Raw genomic sequence first — 16521 nt, 5'->3', positions numbered from 1 at the left:
GGTCGATTGAAGACATGAATGCAATCATTTATGCGAGAGTAAGTACTGCCAAAGAAGAGCAAGAAACCTCGCTTACAAGACAAGAAGAAGAACTGCTTGCTTTAGCCGCAGCGCACAAGATGAATGTAGTCAAAGTGATTAAAGAAAAAGCGAGTGGATACGATCTTGATCGTGACGGTGTTTTTGACATGCTGGCTGCGCTGAAAGAGGAAGAAATCGATGCTGTTCTCATTCAAGATGAGACACGCCTTGGAAGAGGGCAGGCGAAAATCGCTCTTCTTCATTGTCTTTTTAAAGAAAAAGTCAAGGTGTACAGCGTATTTCATAGAGGAGAGCTTGAGCTTTCAGAAGCAGACGAGATGGTCATTGAAATTGTAGGCGTTGTAGAAGAGTATCAGCGGAAAATTCATAATTTGAAAATTAAGCGTGGGATGAAAAAAGCTGTTGAGCGAGGGTATCAACCCGAACTGAATTTAAAACACCAAGAACAGGCGCCTGGCCGCGAACGTATTGAAGTACCGATTTCTGAAATTGTTCGATTAAGAAAAAACAACATGACATTCGCTGAAATTGCAGTGACATTGCAGGCACTTGGTTTTGACATTTCAAAAGCAACCGTCCATAGAAGGTACCAAGAATATGAAAAAGGGCTTGCGACTTAAAGCGTGATTTGTTGTAAAAATGACTGATATTTAGTAGTATGTAGAGAAAATGTTTTAAAGGAGTTTGTCATGATTTCTAAAGAACAGCTTGCAAGAATCAATGAGCTTTCAAAAAAGTCGAAAGAGGCCGGTTTGTCGGACGCTGAGAAAACAGAACAGAAGCAATTAAGAGAGGAATATTTAAAGGCTTTTCGTTCTTCTATGAAAAATACACTCAAAACCGTGAAAATCGTCGATCCAGAAGGAAACGATGTCACACCAGAAAAATTAAAAAGAGAAAGAGACCAGAATCTTCATTAAAGGTCATCATTTCTTTATTTTTGAAAAGATGGGAGGAATATTCTCATCTTTTTTCATATTTGCATAAGTTTTTAGGTGATCGATAAACTAAATGTGACAAAATCCTTCTTTTTCGGCGTGAAATAGTTGTGAAAAAAGGACAGTAGATTTATGATAATGGTGTACACAAGATACGGAAGGGGATTTATATGGAAACGATTGAATTGAAATCTATTGCAACAATACGTACTCTCTCCATAGACGCAATTGAAAAAGCGAATTCCGGTCACCCTGGAATGCCGATGGGCGCTGCACCAATGGCATACGCTTTATGGACGAATCACTTAAACGTAAGTCCGCAAAATCCAAATTGGTTTAACAGAGACCGTTTTGTGTTATCTGCGGGACATGGCTCTATGCTTTTATATAGCATGCTTCATTTAAGCGGATACAATCTGAGCATCGAAGATTTAAAACAATTCCGCCAATGGGGAAGCAAAACACCTGGACATCCTGAGTTTGGACATACAGAGGGCGTAGATGCGACAACAGGTCCTTTAGGACAAGGGATTGCGATGGCTGTTGGAATGGCACTTGCAGAAAGACATCTTGCAGAAACGTATAACAAAGACAATTTTAATGTTGTGGATCACTATACATACAGCATTTGCGGAGATGGAGACTTAATGGAGGGCATTTCCTCTGAAGCTGCTTCACTTGCTGGTCATTTAGGCTTAGGCCGTTTAATTGTTCTTTATGATTCAAACGACATTTCTTTAGATGGCGACCTCGATCGTTCTTTCTCTGAAAATGTGAAGAATCGTTTTGAAGCGATGAATTGGGAAGTTCTTTATGTAAAAGACGGCAATAACATTGACGAAGTGACGGCTGCCATTGAAAAAGCCAAACAAAGTACAGACAAACCTACACTTATTGAAGTGAAGACGACAATCGGTTTCGGATCTCCAAACCGTGCGGGAACGTCTGGGGTGCACGGTGCACCGCTTGGCAGTGAGGAAGCGAAGCTAACGAAGGAAGCTTATTCTTGGACGTTTGAAGAAGATTTCCATGTACCTTCTGAAGTGTACGATCATTTCAAAACAGCTGTTAAAGACGCTGGACAGAAAAAAGAATCAGCGTGGAATGAACTGTTTGAGCAATATGAAAAAGAATATCCAGAACTGGCAGCTCAGCTGAAGCTTGCGATTGAAGGGAAACTTCCTGAGAATTGGGATCAAGAGGTTCCTGTTTATGAAGCAGGTTCAAGCCTTGCCTCTCGTGCTTCTTCTGGAGAAGTATTAAATGGTATTGCAAAACAAGTACCATTCTTTATTGGCGGGTCTGCTGACCTTGCTGGATCAAATAAAACAACCATTAAAGATACAACTGACTTTGGCAGAGAGAATTACGCTGGCAGAAACATTTGGTTTGGTGTGAGAGAATTCGCAATGGGTGCAGCATTAAACGGTATGGCACTTCACGGCGGACTTCGTGTATTCGGCGGAACATTCTTTGTTTTCTCTGACTACTTAAGACCTGCCATTCGTCTTGCTGCATTGATGGGACTTCCTGTCACTTATGTATTTACGCATGACAGCATTGCGGTTGGGGAAGATGGACCAACGCATGAGCCAGTTGAACAGCTCGCTTCATTACGTGCGATGCCTAACCTTTCTGTTATTCGTCCAGCTGATGGAAACGAAACAGCTGCAGCATGGAAAATTGCTGTATCTTCAACGAATAAACCGACAGCGCTTGTTCTTACTCGTCAAAACCTTCCAACGATTGATCAATCACCAGAGAAGGCGTATGAAGGCGTAGAAAAAGGTGGATATGTCGTCGTTGAAGCAGCTGATGCACAGCCTGAAGCTCTTCTACTTGCTTCAGGATCTGAAGTAGGTTTAGCCATTGAAGCGCAAAAAGCACTTGAAAAAGAAGGCATTCGCGTTTCTGTCGTGAGCTTACCTGCATGGGATCGCTTTGATGAGCAGTCAGACGAATACAAAGAGTCCGTTCTTCCTAAAGCAGTGAGAGCACGTGTTGCAATCGAAATGGGTGCTTCACTTGGCTGGGAACGTTACACTGGCCTTGATGGCGATGTGATTGCGATTGATAAATTTGGCGCTTCTGCACCAGGCGAAACCATTATTGAAAAATACGGTTTCACTGTCAGCAACGTGGTGAGCCGCGTAAAAGCAAAGCTGAATAAATAATCAGTCTCCAAGCATCATGCTTTTTTGCAGTCGGTTTGCAGAGCTTTTCACTATGCTCTGCAAACTTTTTTCTTTTTTCTTGTTTTTTTGACAAAACTAGTTTCTTCTTGCTTCATATATAGACAATTCTTTCTTTCACATTTTTGTATAATACAAGCAATAAGCGAGATTGACGAAATGTGAAAGGAAGGGATAGACATGGAACGCCATTATTATATTTATTGGATTGAGGATGAGTTTGCTCATCATTATTTTGGTAGAGAATCTATTTTGTTTCATTTGTTTGAATCGTTACACTGGACGAACCGCAGTGATGACGAATTAGTCATGCTTGTTAAGCAAGTGGATTATGTAACGAAACGAATCCCTGCTTTTCATATGCACCAGCGTTTAATGAACAATTTAACCAACATTCACTATACACAAATAGGCTCAATATACAGTGCATCGCTGCCAGATGGAAAAGGCACAGCCGCATTCATTATAAAAGACCGTTACATTCAAATGTCTGCCACAGGCAGTTATGAGGCAGAAGCGGTGTTTTTTGAAGTACTCAGAAAAATTAGTCCTTGTTTCCTGGCTATGGACTTTGGATCAAAGAAGCACGGGTGGCTCAATCCGGTAAAAGTAAGGAATTTTGTTTAAAAAAATAAAATTGAACGTGAAATGTTGTATAATAGCCTTTTGTTTAGTACACTTTATACGAGACAACATGAAGGAGGAAGAATTATGGATTTATGGGTTGTCATCCTTGTAGGCGTTGTTGCACTGCTTGCAGGAGTTGCACTCGGATTCTTTATTGCTCGTAAGTATATGATGAGCTACTTGAAAAAGAATCCACCAATTAATGAACAAATGCTTCGAATGATGATGATGCAAATGGGCATGAAACCGTCCCAAAAGAAAATCAATCAAATGATGAAAGCCATGAACAACCAAGCGAAATAATACGTACGTTATTATGATCATAGATGGAACATGGTCCCTAAAGATTGGACAAGCGATGTCCTTTCTTTATTGAAGTCACCTTCATCAGACGCATAAAACCACTGTACTTGCATGAATAAAGCAGGGAAAGTGGTTTTTATTTTGCCGTGAACCGTCCGTTAAAGACAAAACAAAAAACCCCTGTGAGCAGAGGTTTTCGTTTCTTTTATTGTCACACATATCAACTTTTCTAAAATCGTGCGGCATTTGTTTCTATCTTGAGATATCATTAGTTGGCTGAGTTTGAGTGTAAGTGTCGTTGATATTGTAAGAGGAGATGATCTAGCTGCTGGCTATGTTCGATGGTCACTGTTGATGTCATCCCATTATGCAAGACAACTTTCATCAGCTCTTCTCTTTTTTCTTCAATTTGAGTTAATAATGATGTTTTTACCAAAGTCATGTTCCTTTCATGCAAATCTTGATAAAAAGAATCGATTCTATTATATCCATTTTAAGGTTTATTTTCAAATTTAAAGGGTTTGGTATCTTGATGTCAAATTAAATTATATAAGGTTTTAAGAGATTAGACCATCTTTATTGAGATGATGTAAAAAAAATGAAATGAATTTGTCATCTCTTATTGTATATTGTAAGAAGGGGGTGTTCTTTTGTCAGATTTGAATTACTTTTTAGCGTTTGGAGCAGGGTTTCTTTCTTTTATCTCACCGTGCTGTCTGCCACTTTATCCAGCCTTTTTATCCTATATTACGGGCGTTAGTATAGATGAAGTGAAATCTGAGAAGGTGATGCTGAGAAGGAGAAGTCTTCTTCATACATTATTCTTTTTAATTGGATTCTCTCTCATTTTTATTGCCATTGGATTTGGGACATCGTTTGTTGGGAAGTTTTTCATTGAATATCAAGATGCGATTCGTCAAATTGGTGCCATTCTCATTATTTTCTTTGGCTTTATGATTCTTGGTGTATTTCAGCCTTCTTTTTTAATGGGAGAAAAGAGGTTGCAGTTTAAGAATCGTCCAGCCGGTTTTTTTGGATCGATTCTCATCGGAATGGGTTTTGCTGCTGGTTGGACACCATGTACCGGCCCGATTTTATCAGCTGTCATCACACTTGCCAGCAACAAGCCAGAGTCCGCTGTGACTTACATGATTGCGTATGTATTAGGTTTTGCTATCCCATTTTTTGTTCTTTCCTTTTTCATCACAAAAATGGCTTGGATCAGAAAGCGTCAGCAGCTCATCATGAAAACTGGCGGAATTATTATGATCGTAGTAGGGATCTTGCTGTTCTTTGATCTTCTGACATGGATCATTATTATGTTCTCATCATTATTTGGAGGATTTACGGGTTTTTGAAATCGTTTTCTACAGTCGCGGCGAATGGTTTTTTTTCGTCAATTGGAGTATATTATACATAGGCTGACCTTAAAGAATAAAGGAATGATTTGATATGATGATCATAATTTCTTCTATAGTGGCGGTATGTATGGCGGTAGCCGTCATGTTTATTCGCATTAAATCATCTGCAAAACCTGCAACCGCGAAAAAAATTATTTTACCTCCTATCTTTATGAGCACTGGTGCACTGATGTTTTTTGTGCCAATGTTTCAAGTAACTGGAGCTGAATTTTTAGAGGCGATTACTGTAGGGATGTTTTTCTCTATCTTTTTAATTAAAACATCGAAATTTGAAATTAGAGGTAATGAAATCTATTTGAAGCGTTCAAAAGCATTTGTGTTTATTCTCATTGGGCTTCTTGTCCTTCGTATCGGAATGAAGACGATTTTAAGCTCTTCCATTGATTATGGTGCGCTTAGCGGGATGTTTTGGATTCTAGCCTTTGGCATGATTGTCCCTTGGCGTGTTGCGATGTATTTGTCGTTTAGAAAGATGTCTAAACAATTAGATCTGCAGCAGGCCCAAATAAATTAAACCTCCTTTTTAAAAAGGAGGTTATTTTAATAAAGATTCATATGGTGAATGGTCGATCTTTTTTTCTTGAAGGCGCTTTAGTAGAAATTTATGATCCCGCTTCGGTGTAGCGATAATATAGCCGCGAATGATTAAGTCTAAATTAATGCTGGCCGCTTGTTCTTTAAGTGCCAGCTCGCCAATTTTACCGGCGATTTTTTCTTTGGCGACATCTCTAAAAAGTTCTGGAACCGGTAATACTAGCTCATTTAATAGCTGTTTGTCTTCATCACGCCATAGGTGCAGGCTCTTTTGAATATATTCATCCTGCCAATCAAGCTCTGATTTCCCGTCTTCTTTCGGCAATCGTTTTAAAAACTTGCGAAACATAAAAAAGCCACCGATTGCTAGTAATCCAATCATCACTGTACCCCAAAATAAAATGAACCACAAAAACCAGCCGCTTAACATGTTCTCACTCCCTATATCCCTTCTCTCTCTATTCTATTTTACATGAAGGGAAGGTAGAAGAAAATAACAAAAATGTATGTGTTTTTTCTATAAACGCCTTTTTTGATCAAGAGGCGCCCATTTACTAGAATGACCCAAACGATTTAGTAGAAAAGGAATACATTATTGTATAGCGACTCTACTATTTGGCCATGGTGGTTCGCACAAGGTATTGACTTGAAACGAACGGAAGAGAGCCCGCCTGTATACAGGCGGGCTCTTAATGTTTGAAGTGTGGCATTTGAAAGGAAAATGCTCCGTCTTGACGATGGGCATCCTTTTTGATTTTGATTGATATGATTCGGTTTTCGTAATCTGTATCAATGTCTTTGTCATTCAAATAAAAAGGGAGCATGACACTTTTTTCAATCGGCTGTTCTCTTTCATCAATCAAATAAGCGAGGATGAGCTCACATCCGGAAAAGGTCAGTTTTAAATCAGTGATCGATAGGGTGGAGAGGTCGATCTCAATAATATAATCACGGCTCGTTTCATAAAGATCTATTGGGAGCTGTTCGTCATACCATGCAAAAGGATCGTCCATTAATACACTCAGCCAATCATCTATTTCAAGAAAATCAGAGGAATTCACTTGCTTTTCATTCTCCATAAACACTCCTCCATCACATCTCATAATAAATCATATGATGAAAGTTGAAATGTGTGAAAGACCTAAAACATCCCGTTTGGTTACGGGCTTAAGAGAAAATGTTTACATATCATGATGTGAATTGTGCTTTTGTCTTGTATGGTTGCGGTTTTTCACTTTTTTACTGCCTGATAGTGGCTCAGGCTGCCCGCCTTGATGCTCTTTAGGAGAGTTTTGACGTATGTCTTTCCCGGTGTTTTTGTTCGTCATCATTACTCACTCCTTTCTTATTGGTTTTTTTTACGCTTTTTATTGTTTTGCTTTTGTTCTTCTGTTAAAACGAGCTGATCATTTTCTATATAGCCTGCACCATTTCCTTGGCTTTTGGCTGCGTTCATGCCTTCAATTACATGATTTGCTTTTCTTTTTGTCATGTTCTATCACCTCAGCATTAGTATGAACCCGTGCTGCTCAGTTTATGAAGAGTAATCATTTCCTTATGATAAGCTAAACTTATTGAATTTAATAAAAGCATTGTTATTTACTTATGTATGAATTTGTTTTAAGATGAAATTGTGAGAAAATTGTGGTGAAATACGACGATTTTTCTGAGAATTGAAATTGATCTTGATCATCAAAAGGGGGATTTTGGACATGTCGAAACAGCAGCAAGTCGCTAAACAAGACGCTTTTCAATCTAGAAAAACGTTTTCGACAAATGGGAAAACGTATCACTATTATTCGTTAGAAGCACTAGAGAAACAAGGAATCGGAAATGTTTCTAAGCTGCCTTATTCCATTAAGGTACTTTTAGAATCAGTGCTTCGCCAAGTAGACGGTAGAGTGATCAAAAAGGAACACGTTGAAAACTTGGCAAAATGGGGAACTGCCGAGGTAAAAGAAATTGATGTTCCATTTAAACCTTCTCGTGTTATTTTACAAGACTTCACGGGTGTGCCAGCTGTCGTTGACCTTGCTTCTTTAAGAAAAGCAATGGCAGATGTGGGAGGAGACCCAGATAAAATCAACCCTGAAATTCCAGTTGACCTGGTCATTGACCACTCTGTACAAGTCGATAAAGCTGGAACTGAAGATGCATTAAACATTAACATGGATTTAGAATTCGAACGTAACGCAGAGCGTTATAACTTCCTTAGCTGGGCAAAGAAAGCGTTTAACAATTATCAAGCTGTTCCGCCTGCAACAGGGATCGTTCACCAAGTGAACTTAGAGTATCTTGCAAGTGTTGTTCATGCAATCGAAGAAGATGGCGAGATCATCACTTACCCAGATACATTAGTTGGTACTGACTCACATACAACAATGATTAACGGTATCGGTGTACTTGGATGGGGCGTTGGCGGTATCGAAGCAGAAGCTGGTATGCTTGGTCAGCCTTCATACTTCCCAGTACCAGAAGTTATTGGTGCTAAATTAGTTGGAGAGCTTCCAAACGGAACAACTGCAACTGACCTTGCATTAAAAGTGACACAAGTTCTTCGTGAAAAAGGCGTAGTGAACAAGTTCGTCGAGTTCTTCGGACCTGGTGTTGCACAATTGCCGTTAGCAGATCGTGCAACAATTGCAAACATGGCGCCTGAATACGGTGCTACTTGCGGATTCTTCCCAGTAGATGAGGAAGCTCTTGCTTACCTTCGCCTTACTGGACGTGATGAAGAGCAAATTAATATCGTTGAAGAATATTCTCGCGCAAATGGCTTATTCTATACGCCAGATGCAGAAGAGCCAATCTTTACTGATGTTGTGGAAATTGATCTTTCTCAAATTGAGTCAAACTTATCTGGTCCTAAACGTCCACAAGATTTGATTCCACTTTCTCAAATGAAAGAGACGTTCCATAAACACATCGAAAGCCCAGCTGGTAACCAAGGGTTTGGCTTAGAAAAATCAGAGCTAGACAAACAAATCGAATTTGATCTAGCAAATGGTGAAAAAGCTGTGATGAAGACAGGTGCGATTGCCATTGCAGCGATTACGAGCTGTACGAATACATCGAACCCATACGTCTTAATCGGAGCAGGTCTTGTTGCGAAGAAAGCAAGTGAGCTTGGCATGAAGGTGCCAAACTACGTGAAAACGTCACTAGCGCCAGGTTCTAAGGTTGTAACAGGATACCTCGTGAACTCAGGACTTCTTCCATACTTAAGAGACCTCGGATTTAACATTGTTGGGTATGGCTGTACAACATGTATCGGAAACTCAGGACCGCTGGAAAAAGAAATTGAAGATGCTGTCTCTGAAAATGATCTGCTGATCACTTCTGTTTTATCAGGTAACCGTAACTTCGAAGGTCGTATCCACCCGCTTGTAAAAGGAAACTACCTTGCATCTCCACCATTAGTTGTGGCGTATGCACTTGCTGGTACGGTGAATATTGATTTAACAAAAGATCCGATCGGTGTCGATAAAAATGGCGAGAACGTTTATTTCAATGACATTTGGCCATCAATGGATGAAATCAACAGCGTCGTGAAAAGCACTGTCACACCTGAGCTATTCCGTTCAGAGTATGAAACTGTTTTTGACAACAATGACCGCTGGAATGAAATTAAAACGACGGACGATGCATTGTATAAATGGGATGAAAATTCCACATACATTGATAACCCGCCATTCTTCGAAAACTTATCAGTTGAACCTGGTAAAGTTGAACCACTTAAAGGATTGCGCGTAGTGGCGAAGTTCGGTGATTCTGTCACAACGGACCATATTTCTCCTGCTGGAGCGATTGGTAAAGACACACCTGCAGGTAAATACTTGCAAGAAAGAGGCGTATCGCCTAGAGACTTTAACTCATACGGATCTCGCCGTGGTAACCACCATGTTATGATGAGAGGTACTTTTGCAAACATCCGTATTAAAAACCAAATCGCACCAGGAACAGAAGGCGGGTATACAACGTACTGGCCAACTGGTGAAGTAACATCCATTTATGATGCATGCATGCGTTATAAAGAAGATGGAACTGGTCTTGCGATCTTAGCAGGTAAAGATTACGGAATGGGTTCTTCTCGTGACTGGGCTGCAAAAGGAACAAATCTTCTTGGAATTAAATTCGTTCTAGCGGAAAGCTTTGAGCGTATCCACAGAAGTAACCTTGTCTTCATGGGTGTACTTCCTTTACAGTTTAAAGATGGAGAAAGTGCAGAAACTTATGGACTAACAGGAACAGAAACATTCGAAGTAGATGTTGATGAAACAGTTCGTCCGCGTGATCTTGTCACTGTAAAAGCAATTGATACAGATGGCAACGAGAAAACATTTGAAGTAATTGTTCGCTTTGACAGTGAAGTCGAAATTGACTATTACCGTCATGGTGGTATCCTTCAAATGGTATTGCGTGAAAAATTGGCAAGCAACTAATAAAGCAAAGAAGAGAAGGCGCTTAGACAGCTTTCTCTTCTTTTTTAACATAGTGGAGGATCAATCATGTGGAAAAAAGGAATGGCAAGCGCTGTTTTACTTGTGTTGATTGGTTTACTTGCATGGAATGTATTCGGACCAAAAGAACCTGCCATCGGTCTTGAAACAGGGGACAAAGCCCCTGATTTTGAGCTCAAAACCCTTGATGGCAAAACGGCATCGTTATCTGATTATCGAGGGAAAAAAGTACTCCTCAATTTTTGGGCGACATGGTGTAAGCCTTGCCGAACAGAAATGCCAGATCTAGATGCAATTAGAAGTGAAAATGACCAAGTTGAGGTACTAGCGGTGAATTTGACGAACACTGAAAAGAGTGTGGATCACGTCGCCTCATTTATTGATGAACTTAAGGTCAGTTTTCCTGTTTTATTAGATCAAAAAGGTATTCAAGCGAGATATCAGGTACTTTCCTATCCGACGACATACATACTAGATGAAAAAGGGCGTATCCTGTCTGTAAAGCATCAAATGCTCACAAAAAAAGAAATTGAAAAAGAGCTGGATCTATAATGATTCAGCTCTTTTTGCTTATTTTCTAAATGTTTTGGCGAAAATGGTATGAACAGAGTGGAGGTGGTGATAGACATGAGAAGAAGAAAGCGCCGTACATTTGAAGAACTTGTGCTTGAAAATAAAAAAGAATTATTAAGCAATGAGGAATTTTTAAACCAGCTTGAAGAAAAGTTGGAAGAGCGATTTAGACAGAAATAAGTTATGATTTGTCCTTTTTCGTTCATCCTAAAGAAGAGGGAGGGATGAATGATGGGTAGAGAGCATGATAAACAAGCGCAGTTTACACCAGACCATTTAGGGACAAAACCTGTAGCATACAAACGAAATAAAGGCAAAAAGATGCATAATAAATCGAATGAACAGCCTGATGTGATACAGACGAAGGGCGAATAATAGGAGGGAAGCATGATGAATGACAAGTCATATCAATCCAATCCAGATGATCGTTCTGACAATGTTGAGAAGCTGCAGGATATGATTGAAAACACACTTGAAAATATTGATGAATCTGAAGCAGCAATGGGTCTTTCAACAGAGGAAGAAAAGCAGATGATCAAGCAAAAAAATGAAAACCGTAGAACAAGTATTGACGCAATGCGTTCTGAAATAAAGGACGAGGAAGCAGCAAGAAAGAGCGGTTACACTGAATAAACCAGGGATTCCTGGTTTATTTTATTGCCTCTTTTTAGAAGAACCATTTGGAATGTGGTAAAATGTCAGAGACGTTAGGTTTTGATAGGAGAGCGATGAAAACGTGTATGTATCTAGAAAAGAAATAGAAGTCCGTTATGCAGAAACAGATCAAATGGGCATTGTGTATCATGCCAACTATTTAATTTGGATGGAAGTCGGTAGAACAGCGTTAATTAAAGAATTAGGCTTTTCCTATGCCCAGTTAGAGGCAGACGGTGTCCTTGCACCTGTTGTCGATCTTCAGGTTCAATATAAGAAACCACTACTGTACGGTGAAACGGCTACAGTTCACACATGGATTGAAGAATATAACGGCGTGAAAACAGTGTATGGCTATGAAATACAAAAACCTGATGGACAAACGGCTATTACAGGGACCACCTCACATATTTGTGTGGACAAAGAAACCTTTAGACCGATTCAATTTAGAAAAGCTTTCCCTGCATGGCACAGCGTATACGAACAGTCCAAGAAGCAGGTTTGATTCATGGCATTTGGTATTAAAAGAAAGGATCTAAATGCTTGGAAATCAGCTGTTCGGCAAGGGAATGTGGCCTTTTTGACACACTATTGGCTTGATGACCGTTTTCCGCATGCGAATACTGTCACAAAGGCAGCCTGTCAGGATATGGAGCAATTAATCGCTTGGGGACAAAAGCATGGATTAAAGAAAGAGTGGATTCATGTTCGTGAAGGTTTTCCTCATTTTGATCTCATCGGTGATTCGCAAAAACGGATTTTGCAAAAAGAGCGGTCATTAGGAAACATTCAGGAGTATGGACTTTATATTGAGTGATAAACAAAAAAGATACCCGAGGGATGAGGTATCTTTTTTGTTTATTCATAATGAAATTCTGGTTCTTTCACGGACTCGTTATAATCAATATGCAGATCATGGTTGTCAAAATACCAAATATCACTTTCTTCTACGAAGAAAGTAATGCCTTCTACTTCAGCGGTTGCGCCGGCATTTTGAGGTTCATCTTTTGCGACGCCGAGAGAAAAGCCTTTTTGAACATTACTGCACCCGCCATATCTGACAAAAAAGCGAACATGATCACCTTTTTCTAAATCTAGTTCATTCTTGTACCAATTGAGTGCATCATCTTTTATCGTTAATTTCAATGTGATCGCCCCTTTTTGAAGTCATGCTGTTTTTAAATGCAGGATGCAAAAACAGCTTTTCTTTACTTTTACCACATATTTAAATTGATGAAACGGCTAAAGCCATTTGATTTTCGGTTCAGTTTTGTTGAGAATTCGTTTGAGGTTGGCGATGTGTCTGAAGATCACAAAGCCAGCAAGAACAGCAACAACAATAATTAAAAATAGATCTTGGGTGAATATGCTGTAAATGAATGTGTAGATCCCAGTCAGCATAGATGATAATGAAACATATTTACTAATGTATAAAAATAAGAAAAAAGCAGCGATCATCGTGATAAATAAGAACGGGGCATAAAATAACAGCACGCCGCCTGATGTAGCGACCGCTTTTCCCCCTTTAAATTTTGCAAAGACAGGAAAGCTGTGACCGATAACAGCAGCAACTCCTGCTAATAAGGGATGAATGTCCAGTTGCATGAAAAACGGTAAAGCCGAAGCAAGAGTCCCCTTTAAAATATCAGCTGTGATAACGATGGACCCTGCTTTAACACCCAGTGTACGGAATGCATTCGTCGCACCTAGGTTCCCGCTGCCATGTTCACGGATATCGATTCCCTTTGCAGCTTTCCCGACAATGAGACCTGATGGAATACTGCCGAGAAGATAAGCCAAAATAAACATCAAAGCAATTAACATCTGCATAACTCCTTTATATTCTCCCTCTTGTCTTACATTTTAACATGATCTTATGAAAAACATGGCGATCTTTTTTTGAAAAAAACGATGGCCGATGAATTCAGCTTTGTTTTTAACAAGAAATTCGCTAAAATAGAAGAAAAGGAGTGTCTGGATGAATCATCCTTCAAAACAAGAAATTGGGCGTATATTAAAAAGCAGTAAGCGAATTGCGGTTGTTGGTTTGTCAGATCAGCCGCACCGAACGTCTTATATGGTTTCAAAAGCCATGCAGGATGCCGGTTATGACATCATTCCTGTCAATCCAACGATTGATGAAGCACTTGGGGTAAAAGCGGTCGACTCTTTAAAAGACATAGAAGGGCCTGTTGATATCGTCAATGTCTTTAGACGTTCCGAGTTTTTGCCTGAGTTGGCGAAAGAATTTCTTGAAATAAATGCACCTGTTTTTTGGGCACAGCAAGGCGTATATCATGAAGATGCGAAAAGGCTGATTGAGGAAAATGGCAAGGTCGCCATCATGGATTTATGTATCAAAGTGGCTCATGCGATGACAAAAACTCATTAAATCGTCAAAAATCCTTGAAAAACCAAGGATTTTTGCTTTTTTGTTGCAGAAATATATTTGCGATTCTAGAAGAAAGCGATAAAATAAGGCGACAGGGACATATCGGTGACCTTGCATATCGAGAAAAAGAGCGATAAGATAAATATAGAACATTTGTTCTGTTTTGCTAAAACCATCATATGATTGCATTTGGCTTATGAAACAGTCTTGTTTATAATGGACTTCTAGTTCTGATTGCAGAATGTAGAACATTCTCATAACCGTGCAAAAGAGCATGTATCGCTGAATCACACATGCATGGTGATGATGCAGCTTATTAAAGTGGACAGTAATGAGCAGCATGATCATCATTAAAATCTAGAGAGATCATTGATGATTAGCCGGTTATGTTTGTTAGTGAAAGGGGATTAAGCATTTGGTTAAAAAGCAGCAAGTAGATTATAACGATGATTCTATTCAGGTGCTAGAGGGGCTTGAAGCGGTCCGTAAACGTCCAGGGATGTATATTGGATCGACGGATTCACGCGGTCTTCATCACCTTGTCTATGAGATCGTAGACAACTCTGTCGATGAAGTGCTCGCTGGCCATGGAGATCATATCATTGTCAAAATACATAAAGATAACAGCATTTCCGTCCAAGATAAAGGGCGCGGAATGCCTACTGGTATGCATAAGCTTGGAAAACCGACACCAGAGATCATTTTAACGGTCCTGCACGCAGGCGGAAAATTTGGTCAAGGCGGTTATAAAACAAGTGGTGGACTTCACGGGGTTGGGGCGTCCGTTGTGAACGCACTTTCAGAGTGGCTCACCGTGACGATAGAACGCGATGGATTTATTTATCACCAGCGCTTTGAACATGGCGGAAAGCCAGTCACATCACTTGAAAAAATCGGGAAAACGAAAAAGACCGGTACACTGATTCATTTTAAGCCAGATCCAACGATGTTCAGTGTCACCACCTATAATTTTGATACATTATCAGAGCGTTTAAGAGAATCAGCCTTTTTATTAAAAGGGCTAAAAATAGAGCTGATTGATGAGCGCCATGATGTGCAGGAAACCTTTTATTATGAGACAGGTATTGAAGCGTTCGTTGCTTATTTAAACGAGGAAAAGGATGTACTTAGTGAAGTCGTTTCGTTTGAAGGGGAACATCAGTCCATTGAAGTCGATTTTGCCTTTCAATTTAACGACGGCTATTCAGAAAATATTCTGTCGTTCGTCAATAACGTAAGAACCAAAGATGGCGGTACGCATGAGTCTGGTGCAAAAACGGCCATGACGAGAGCCTTTAATGAATATGCACGCAAAGTGACCCTTTTAAAAGAAAAAGATAAAAATTTAGAAGGTACGGATATTCGTGAAGGCCTGTCAGCTGTTATTTCTGTCAGAATTCCTGAAGAACTTCTTCAATTTGAAGGACAAACAAAAGGAAAGCTTGGAACGAGTGAGGCAAGGTCAGCTGTAGACGCTGTGATCTCTGAAAAATTGGCTTATTTCCTTGAAGAAAACCGCGAAACGGCAACGCTGCTTGTGAAAAAGGCAATTAAAGCGCAGCAGGCAAGAGAAGCGGCTAGAAAAGCAAGAGAAGAAGCAAGGAGCGGCAAGAAACGGAAAAAATCTGAAGCGACACTAAGCGGAAAATTAACACCTGCTCAATCTAGAAACCCGGCAAGAAATGAACTGTATCTAGTAGAGGGCGACTCAGCGGGTGGATCAGCCAAGCAAGGTCGTGATCGAAAATTCCAAGCGGTGCTGCCGCTTCGAGGGAAGGTCATTAATACAGAGAAAGCAAAGCTTGCGGATATTTTCAAAAACGAAGAAATCAATACCATTATCCATGCCATTGGCGGCGGGGTTGGTGTCGATTTTAATGTAGAAGACATCAATTATGACAAAATTGTCATTATGACAGATGCTGATACAGATGGCGCGCATATTCAGGTTCTATTGCTTACATTCTTCTACCGCTATATGAAGCCGCTGATTGAGCATGGCAAAGTATTCATTGCCCTTCCGCCTTTATATAAAGTCAGCAAAGGCTCAGGGAAGAAAGAAGTCATTGAATATGCTTGGTCTGATGAAGAAATGGATGACGTACTAAAGAAAGTTGGAAAAGGATATACGATTCAGCGCTATAAAGGTTTAGGTGAAATGAATGCCGACCAGCTATGGGAAACGACAATGAATCCAGAGTCGAGAACGCTTGTCAGGGTGAAGATCGATGATGCTGCACGGGTGGAACGCCGCGTCACGACACTGATGGGTGACAAAGTAGAACCACGCCGTAAATGGATTGAAAAGAATGTCGCCTTTGGACTTGATGAGGAAAGCAACATTCTTGAAAATGAAAACTTGTCGCTAGCTGAGGAGGTTTAAAC

23 protein-coding genes are annotated in these 16521 nt (G+C 40.0%); 16 read left to right on the top strand and 7 right to left on the bottom strand.

All coding sequences use genetic code 11. The annotated features are described in order from the left end of the window. The first annotated feature begins 14 nt into the window (after positions 1-14). From ACTJJQ_RS16470 to ACTJJQ_RS16450, 5 genes are all read left to right on the top strand, one after another. Positions 15-662 carry a YneB family resolvase-like protein gene (locus ACTJJQ_RS16470; protein ID WP_019744126.1) on the top strand — a complete coding sequence of 216 codons (648 nt, stop codon included), beginning with the start codon at positions 15-17 and terminating at the stop codon, positions 660-662. A 69-nt stretch (positions 663-731) separates the two neighbouring features. Beyond that, positions 732-962: a DUF896 domain-containing protein gene (locus ACTJJQ_RS16465; protein ID WP_008343816.1), complete on the top strand. Its 231-nt coding sequence runs from the start codon at positions 732-734 to the stop codon at positions 960-962. A gap of 188 nt (positions 963-1150) precedes the next feature. Beyond that, a complete protein-coding gene (tkt, locus tag ACTJJQ_RS16460; protein ID WP_440600407.1) occupies positions 1151-3154 on the top strand; it encodes a transketolase in 2004 nt (667 codons plus the stop codon). A gap of 198 nt (positions 3155-3352) precedes the next feature. Next, positions 3353-3799 carry a sporulation inhibitor of replication protein SirA gene (gene sirA, locus ACTJJQ_RS16455; protein ID WP_007499339.1) on the top strand — a complete coding sequence of 149 codons (447 nt, stop codon included), beginning with the start codon at positions 3353-3355 and terminating at the stop codon, positions 3797-3799. Positions 3800-3883: 84 nt separating this feature from the next. Then, positions 3884-4102, top strand: a complete 219-nt coding sequence (locus ACTJJQ_RS16450) for a YneF family protein (RefSeq protein WP_003212379.1) — start codon at positions 3884-3886, stop codon at positions 4100-4102. A 268-nt stretch (positions 4103-4370) separates the two neighbouring features. Here ACTJJQ_RS16450 and ACTJJQ_RS16445 read toward each other — a convergent pair whose 3' ends face one another. Next, complete coding sequence (locus ACTJJQ_RS16445; RefSeq protein ID WP_369810454.1) at positions 4371-4544, bottom strand: aspartyl-phosphate phosphatase Spo0E family protein; 174 nt, start codon at positions 4542-4544, stop codon at positions 4371-4373. Between the two features lie 208 nt (positions 4545-4752). Between ACTJJQ_RS16445 and ACTJJQ_RS16440 the strand changes: the two genes are divergently transcribed. Next, complete coding sequence (locus ACTJJQ_RS16440) at positions 4753-5460, top strand: cytochrome c biogenesis CcdA family protein (protein WP_008343813.1); 708 nt, start codon at positions 4753-4755, stop codon at positions 5458-5460. Positions 5461-5554: 94 nt separating this feature from the next. Further along, complete coding sequence (locus ACTJJQ_RS16435) at positions 5555-6037, top strand: CcdC family protein (protein WP_007499337.1); 483 nt, start codon at positions 5555-5557, stop codon at positions 6035-6037. A 21-nt stretch (positions 6038-6058) separates the two neighbouring features. Here the strand turns inward: ACTJJQ_RS16435 and ACTJJQ_RS16430 are convergent, their stop codons facing one another. From ACTJJQ_RS16430 to sspO, 4 genes are all read right to left on the bottom strand, one after another. Then, a complete protein-coding gene (locus tag ACTJJQ_RS16430) occupies positions 6059-6487 on the bottom strand; it encodes a DUF2621 domain-containing protein (RefSeq protein ID WP_007499335.1) in 429 nt (142 codons plus the stop codon). 259 nt (positions 6488-6746) lie between these two features. After that, positions 6747-7136 carry an Hsp20/alpha crystallin family protein gene (locus ACTJJQ_RS16425; RefSeq protein WP_024719083.1) on the bottom strand — a complete coding sequence of 130 codons (390 nt, stop codon included), beginning with the start codon at positions 7134-7136 and terminating at the stop codon, positions 6747-6749. 102 nt (positions 7137-7238) lie between these two features. Beyond that, positions 7239-7385, bottom strand: coding sequence for a small acid-soluble spore protein P (locus tag ACTJJQ_RS16420; protein WP_003211331.1), 147 nt, complete (start codon positions 7383-7385; stop codon positions 7239-7241). Between the two features lie 17 nt (positions 7386-7402). Beyond that, complete coding sequence (gene sspO / locus ACTJJQ_RS16415) at positions 7403-7549, bottom strand: small acid-soluble spore protein O (RefSeq protein ID WP_008343809.1); 147 nt, start codon at positions 7547-7549, stop codon at positions 7403-7405. 220 nt (positions 7550-7769) lie between these two features. On the opposite strand from sspO, the gene acnA reads away from it, so the two are divergent. The 7 genes from acnA (at position 7770) to ACTJJQ_RS16380 (ending at position 12561) form a co-directional block, all read left to right on the top strand. Beyond that, a complete protein-coding gene (gene acnA, locus ACTJJQ_RS16410) occupies positions 7770-10499 on the top strand; it encodes an aconitate hydratase AcnA (RefSeq protein ID WP_008343808.1) in 2730 nt (909 codons plus the stop codon). Between the two features lie 66 nt (positions 10500-10565). Next, complete coding sequence (locus ACTJJQ_RS16405) at positions 10566-11069, top strand: TlpA family protein disulfide reductase (protein WP_008343807.1); 504 nt, start codon at positions 10566-10568, stop codon at positions 11067-11069. 75 nt (positions 11070-11144) lie between these two features. Next, positions 11145-11270, top strand: coding sequence for an FbpB family small basic protein (locus ACTJJQ_RS16400; protein ID WP_003211002.1), 126 nt, complete (start codon positions 11145-11147; stop codon positions 11268-11270). Positions 11271-11321: 51 nt separating this feature from the next. Next, positions 11322-11465 (top strand): acid-soluble spore protein N, encoded by a 144-nt coding sequence (locus ACTJJQ_RS16395; RefSeq protein ID WP_008357830.1) that lies wholly within the window; start codon positions 11322-11324, stop codon positions 11463-11465. A 15-nt stretch (positions 11466-11480) separates the two neighbouring features. Further along, positions 11481-11723 (top strand): small acid-soluble spore protein Tlp, encoded by a 243-nt coding sequence (gene tlp, locus ACTJJQ_RS16390; protein ID WP_017359579.1) that lies wholly within the window; start codon positions 11481-11483, stop codon positions 11721-11723. 103 nt (positions 11724-11826) lie between these two features. Beyond that, a complete protein-coding gene (locus ACTJJQ_RS16385) occupies positions 11827-12249 on the top strand; it encodes an acyl-CoA thioesterase (RefSeq protein ID WP_178930214.1) in 423 nt (140 codons plus the stop codon). A gap of 3 nt (positions 12250-12252) precedes the next feature. Then, the gene (locus ACTJJQ_RS16380; RefSeq protein WP_024719080.1) at positions 12253-12561 is read left to right on the top strand and encodes a hypothetical protein; all 309 of its coding nucleotides are present in this window, start codon (positions 12253-12255) and stop codon (positions 12559-12561) included. A 41-nt stretch (positions 12562-12602) separates the two neighbouring features. Here the strand turns inward: ACTJJQ_RS16380 and ACTJJQ_RS16375 are convergent, their stop codons facing one another. Both ACTJJQ_RS16375 and plsY read right to left on the bottom strand, forming a co-directional pair. Further along, entirely contained in the window at positions 12603-12890 is a 288-nt protein-coding gene (locus ACTJJQ_RS16375; protein WP_008343795.1) for a HesB/YadR/YfhF family protein, read from the bottom strand. Positions 12891-12986: 96 nt separating this feature from the next. Continuing rightward, positions 12987-13568: a glycerol-3-phosphate 1-O-acyltransferase PlsY gene (plsY, locus tag ACTJJQ_RS16370; RefSeq protein WP_008343794.1), complete on the bottom strand. Its 582-nt coding sequence runs from the start codon at positions 13566-13568 to the stop codon at positions 12987-12989. Positions 13569-13722: 154 nt separating this feature from the next. On the opposite strand from plsY, the gene ACTJJQ_RS16365 reads away from it, so the two are divergent. Both ACTJJQ_RS16365 and parE read left to right on the top strand, forming a co-directional pair. Further along, positions 13723-14136: a CoA-binding protein gene (locus ACTJJQ_RS16365; protein ID WP_440600406.1), complete on the top strand. Its 414-nt coding sequence runs from the start codon at positions 13723-13725 to the stop codon at positions 14134-14136. Between the two features lie 415 nt (positions 14137-14551). Next, entirely contained in the window at positions 14552-16519 is a 1968-nt protein-coding gene (gene parE / locus ACTJJQ_RS16360) for a DNA topoisomerase IV subunit B (protein ID WP_007499323.1), read from the top strand. Positions 16520-16521 lie beyond the last annotated feature (2 nt).

Origin of the sequence: Bacillus sp. 22483, assembly GCF_052044605.1 — a bacterium.
In the GTDB taxonomy this organism is placed as follows: domain Bacteria; phylum Bacillota; class Bacilli; order Bacillales; family Bacillaceae; genus Bacillus; species Bacillus altitudinis.
Note: the sequence above shows the minus strand (reverse complement) of the source record. Positions and strands in the feature narration are given on the sequence as shown.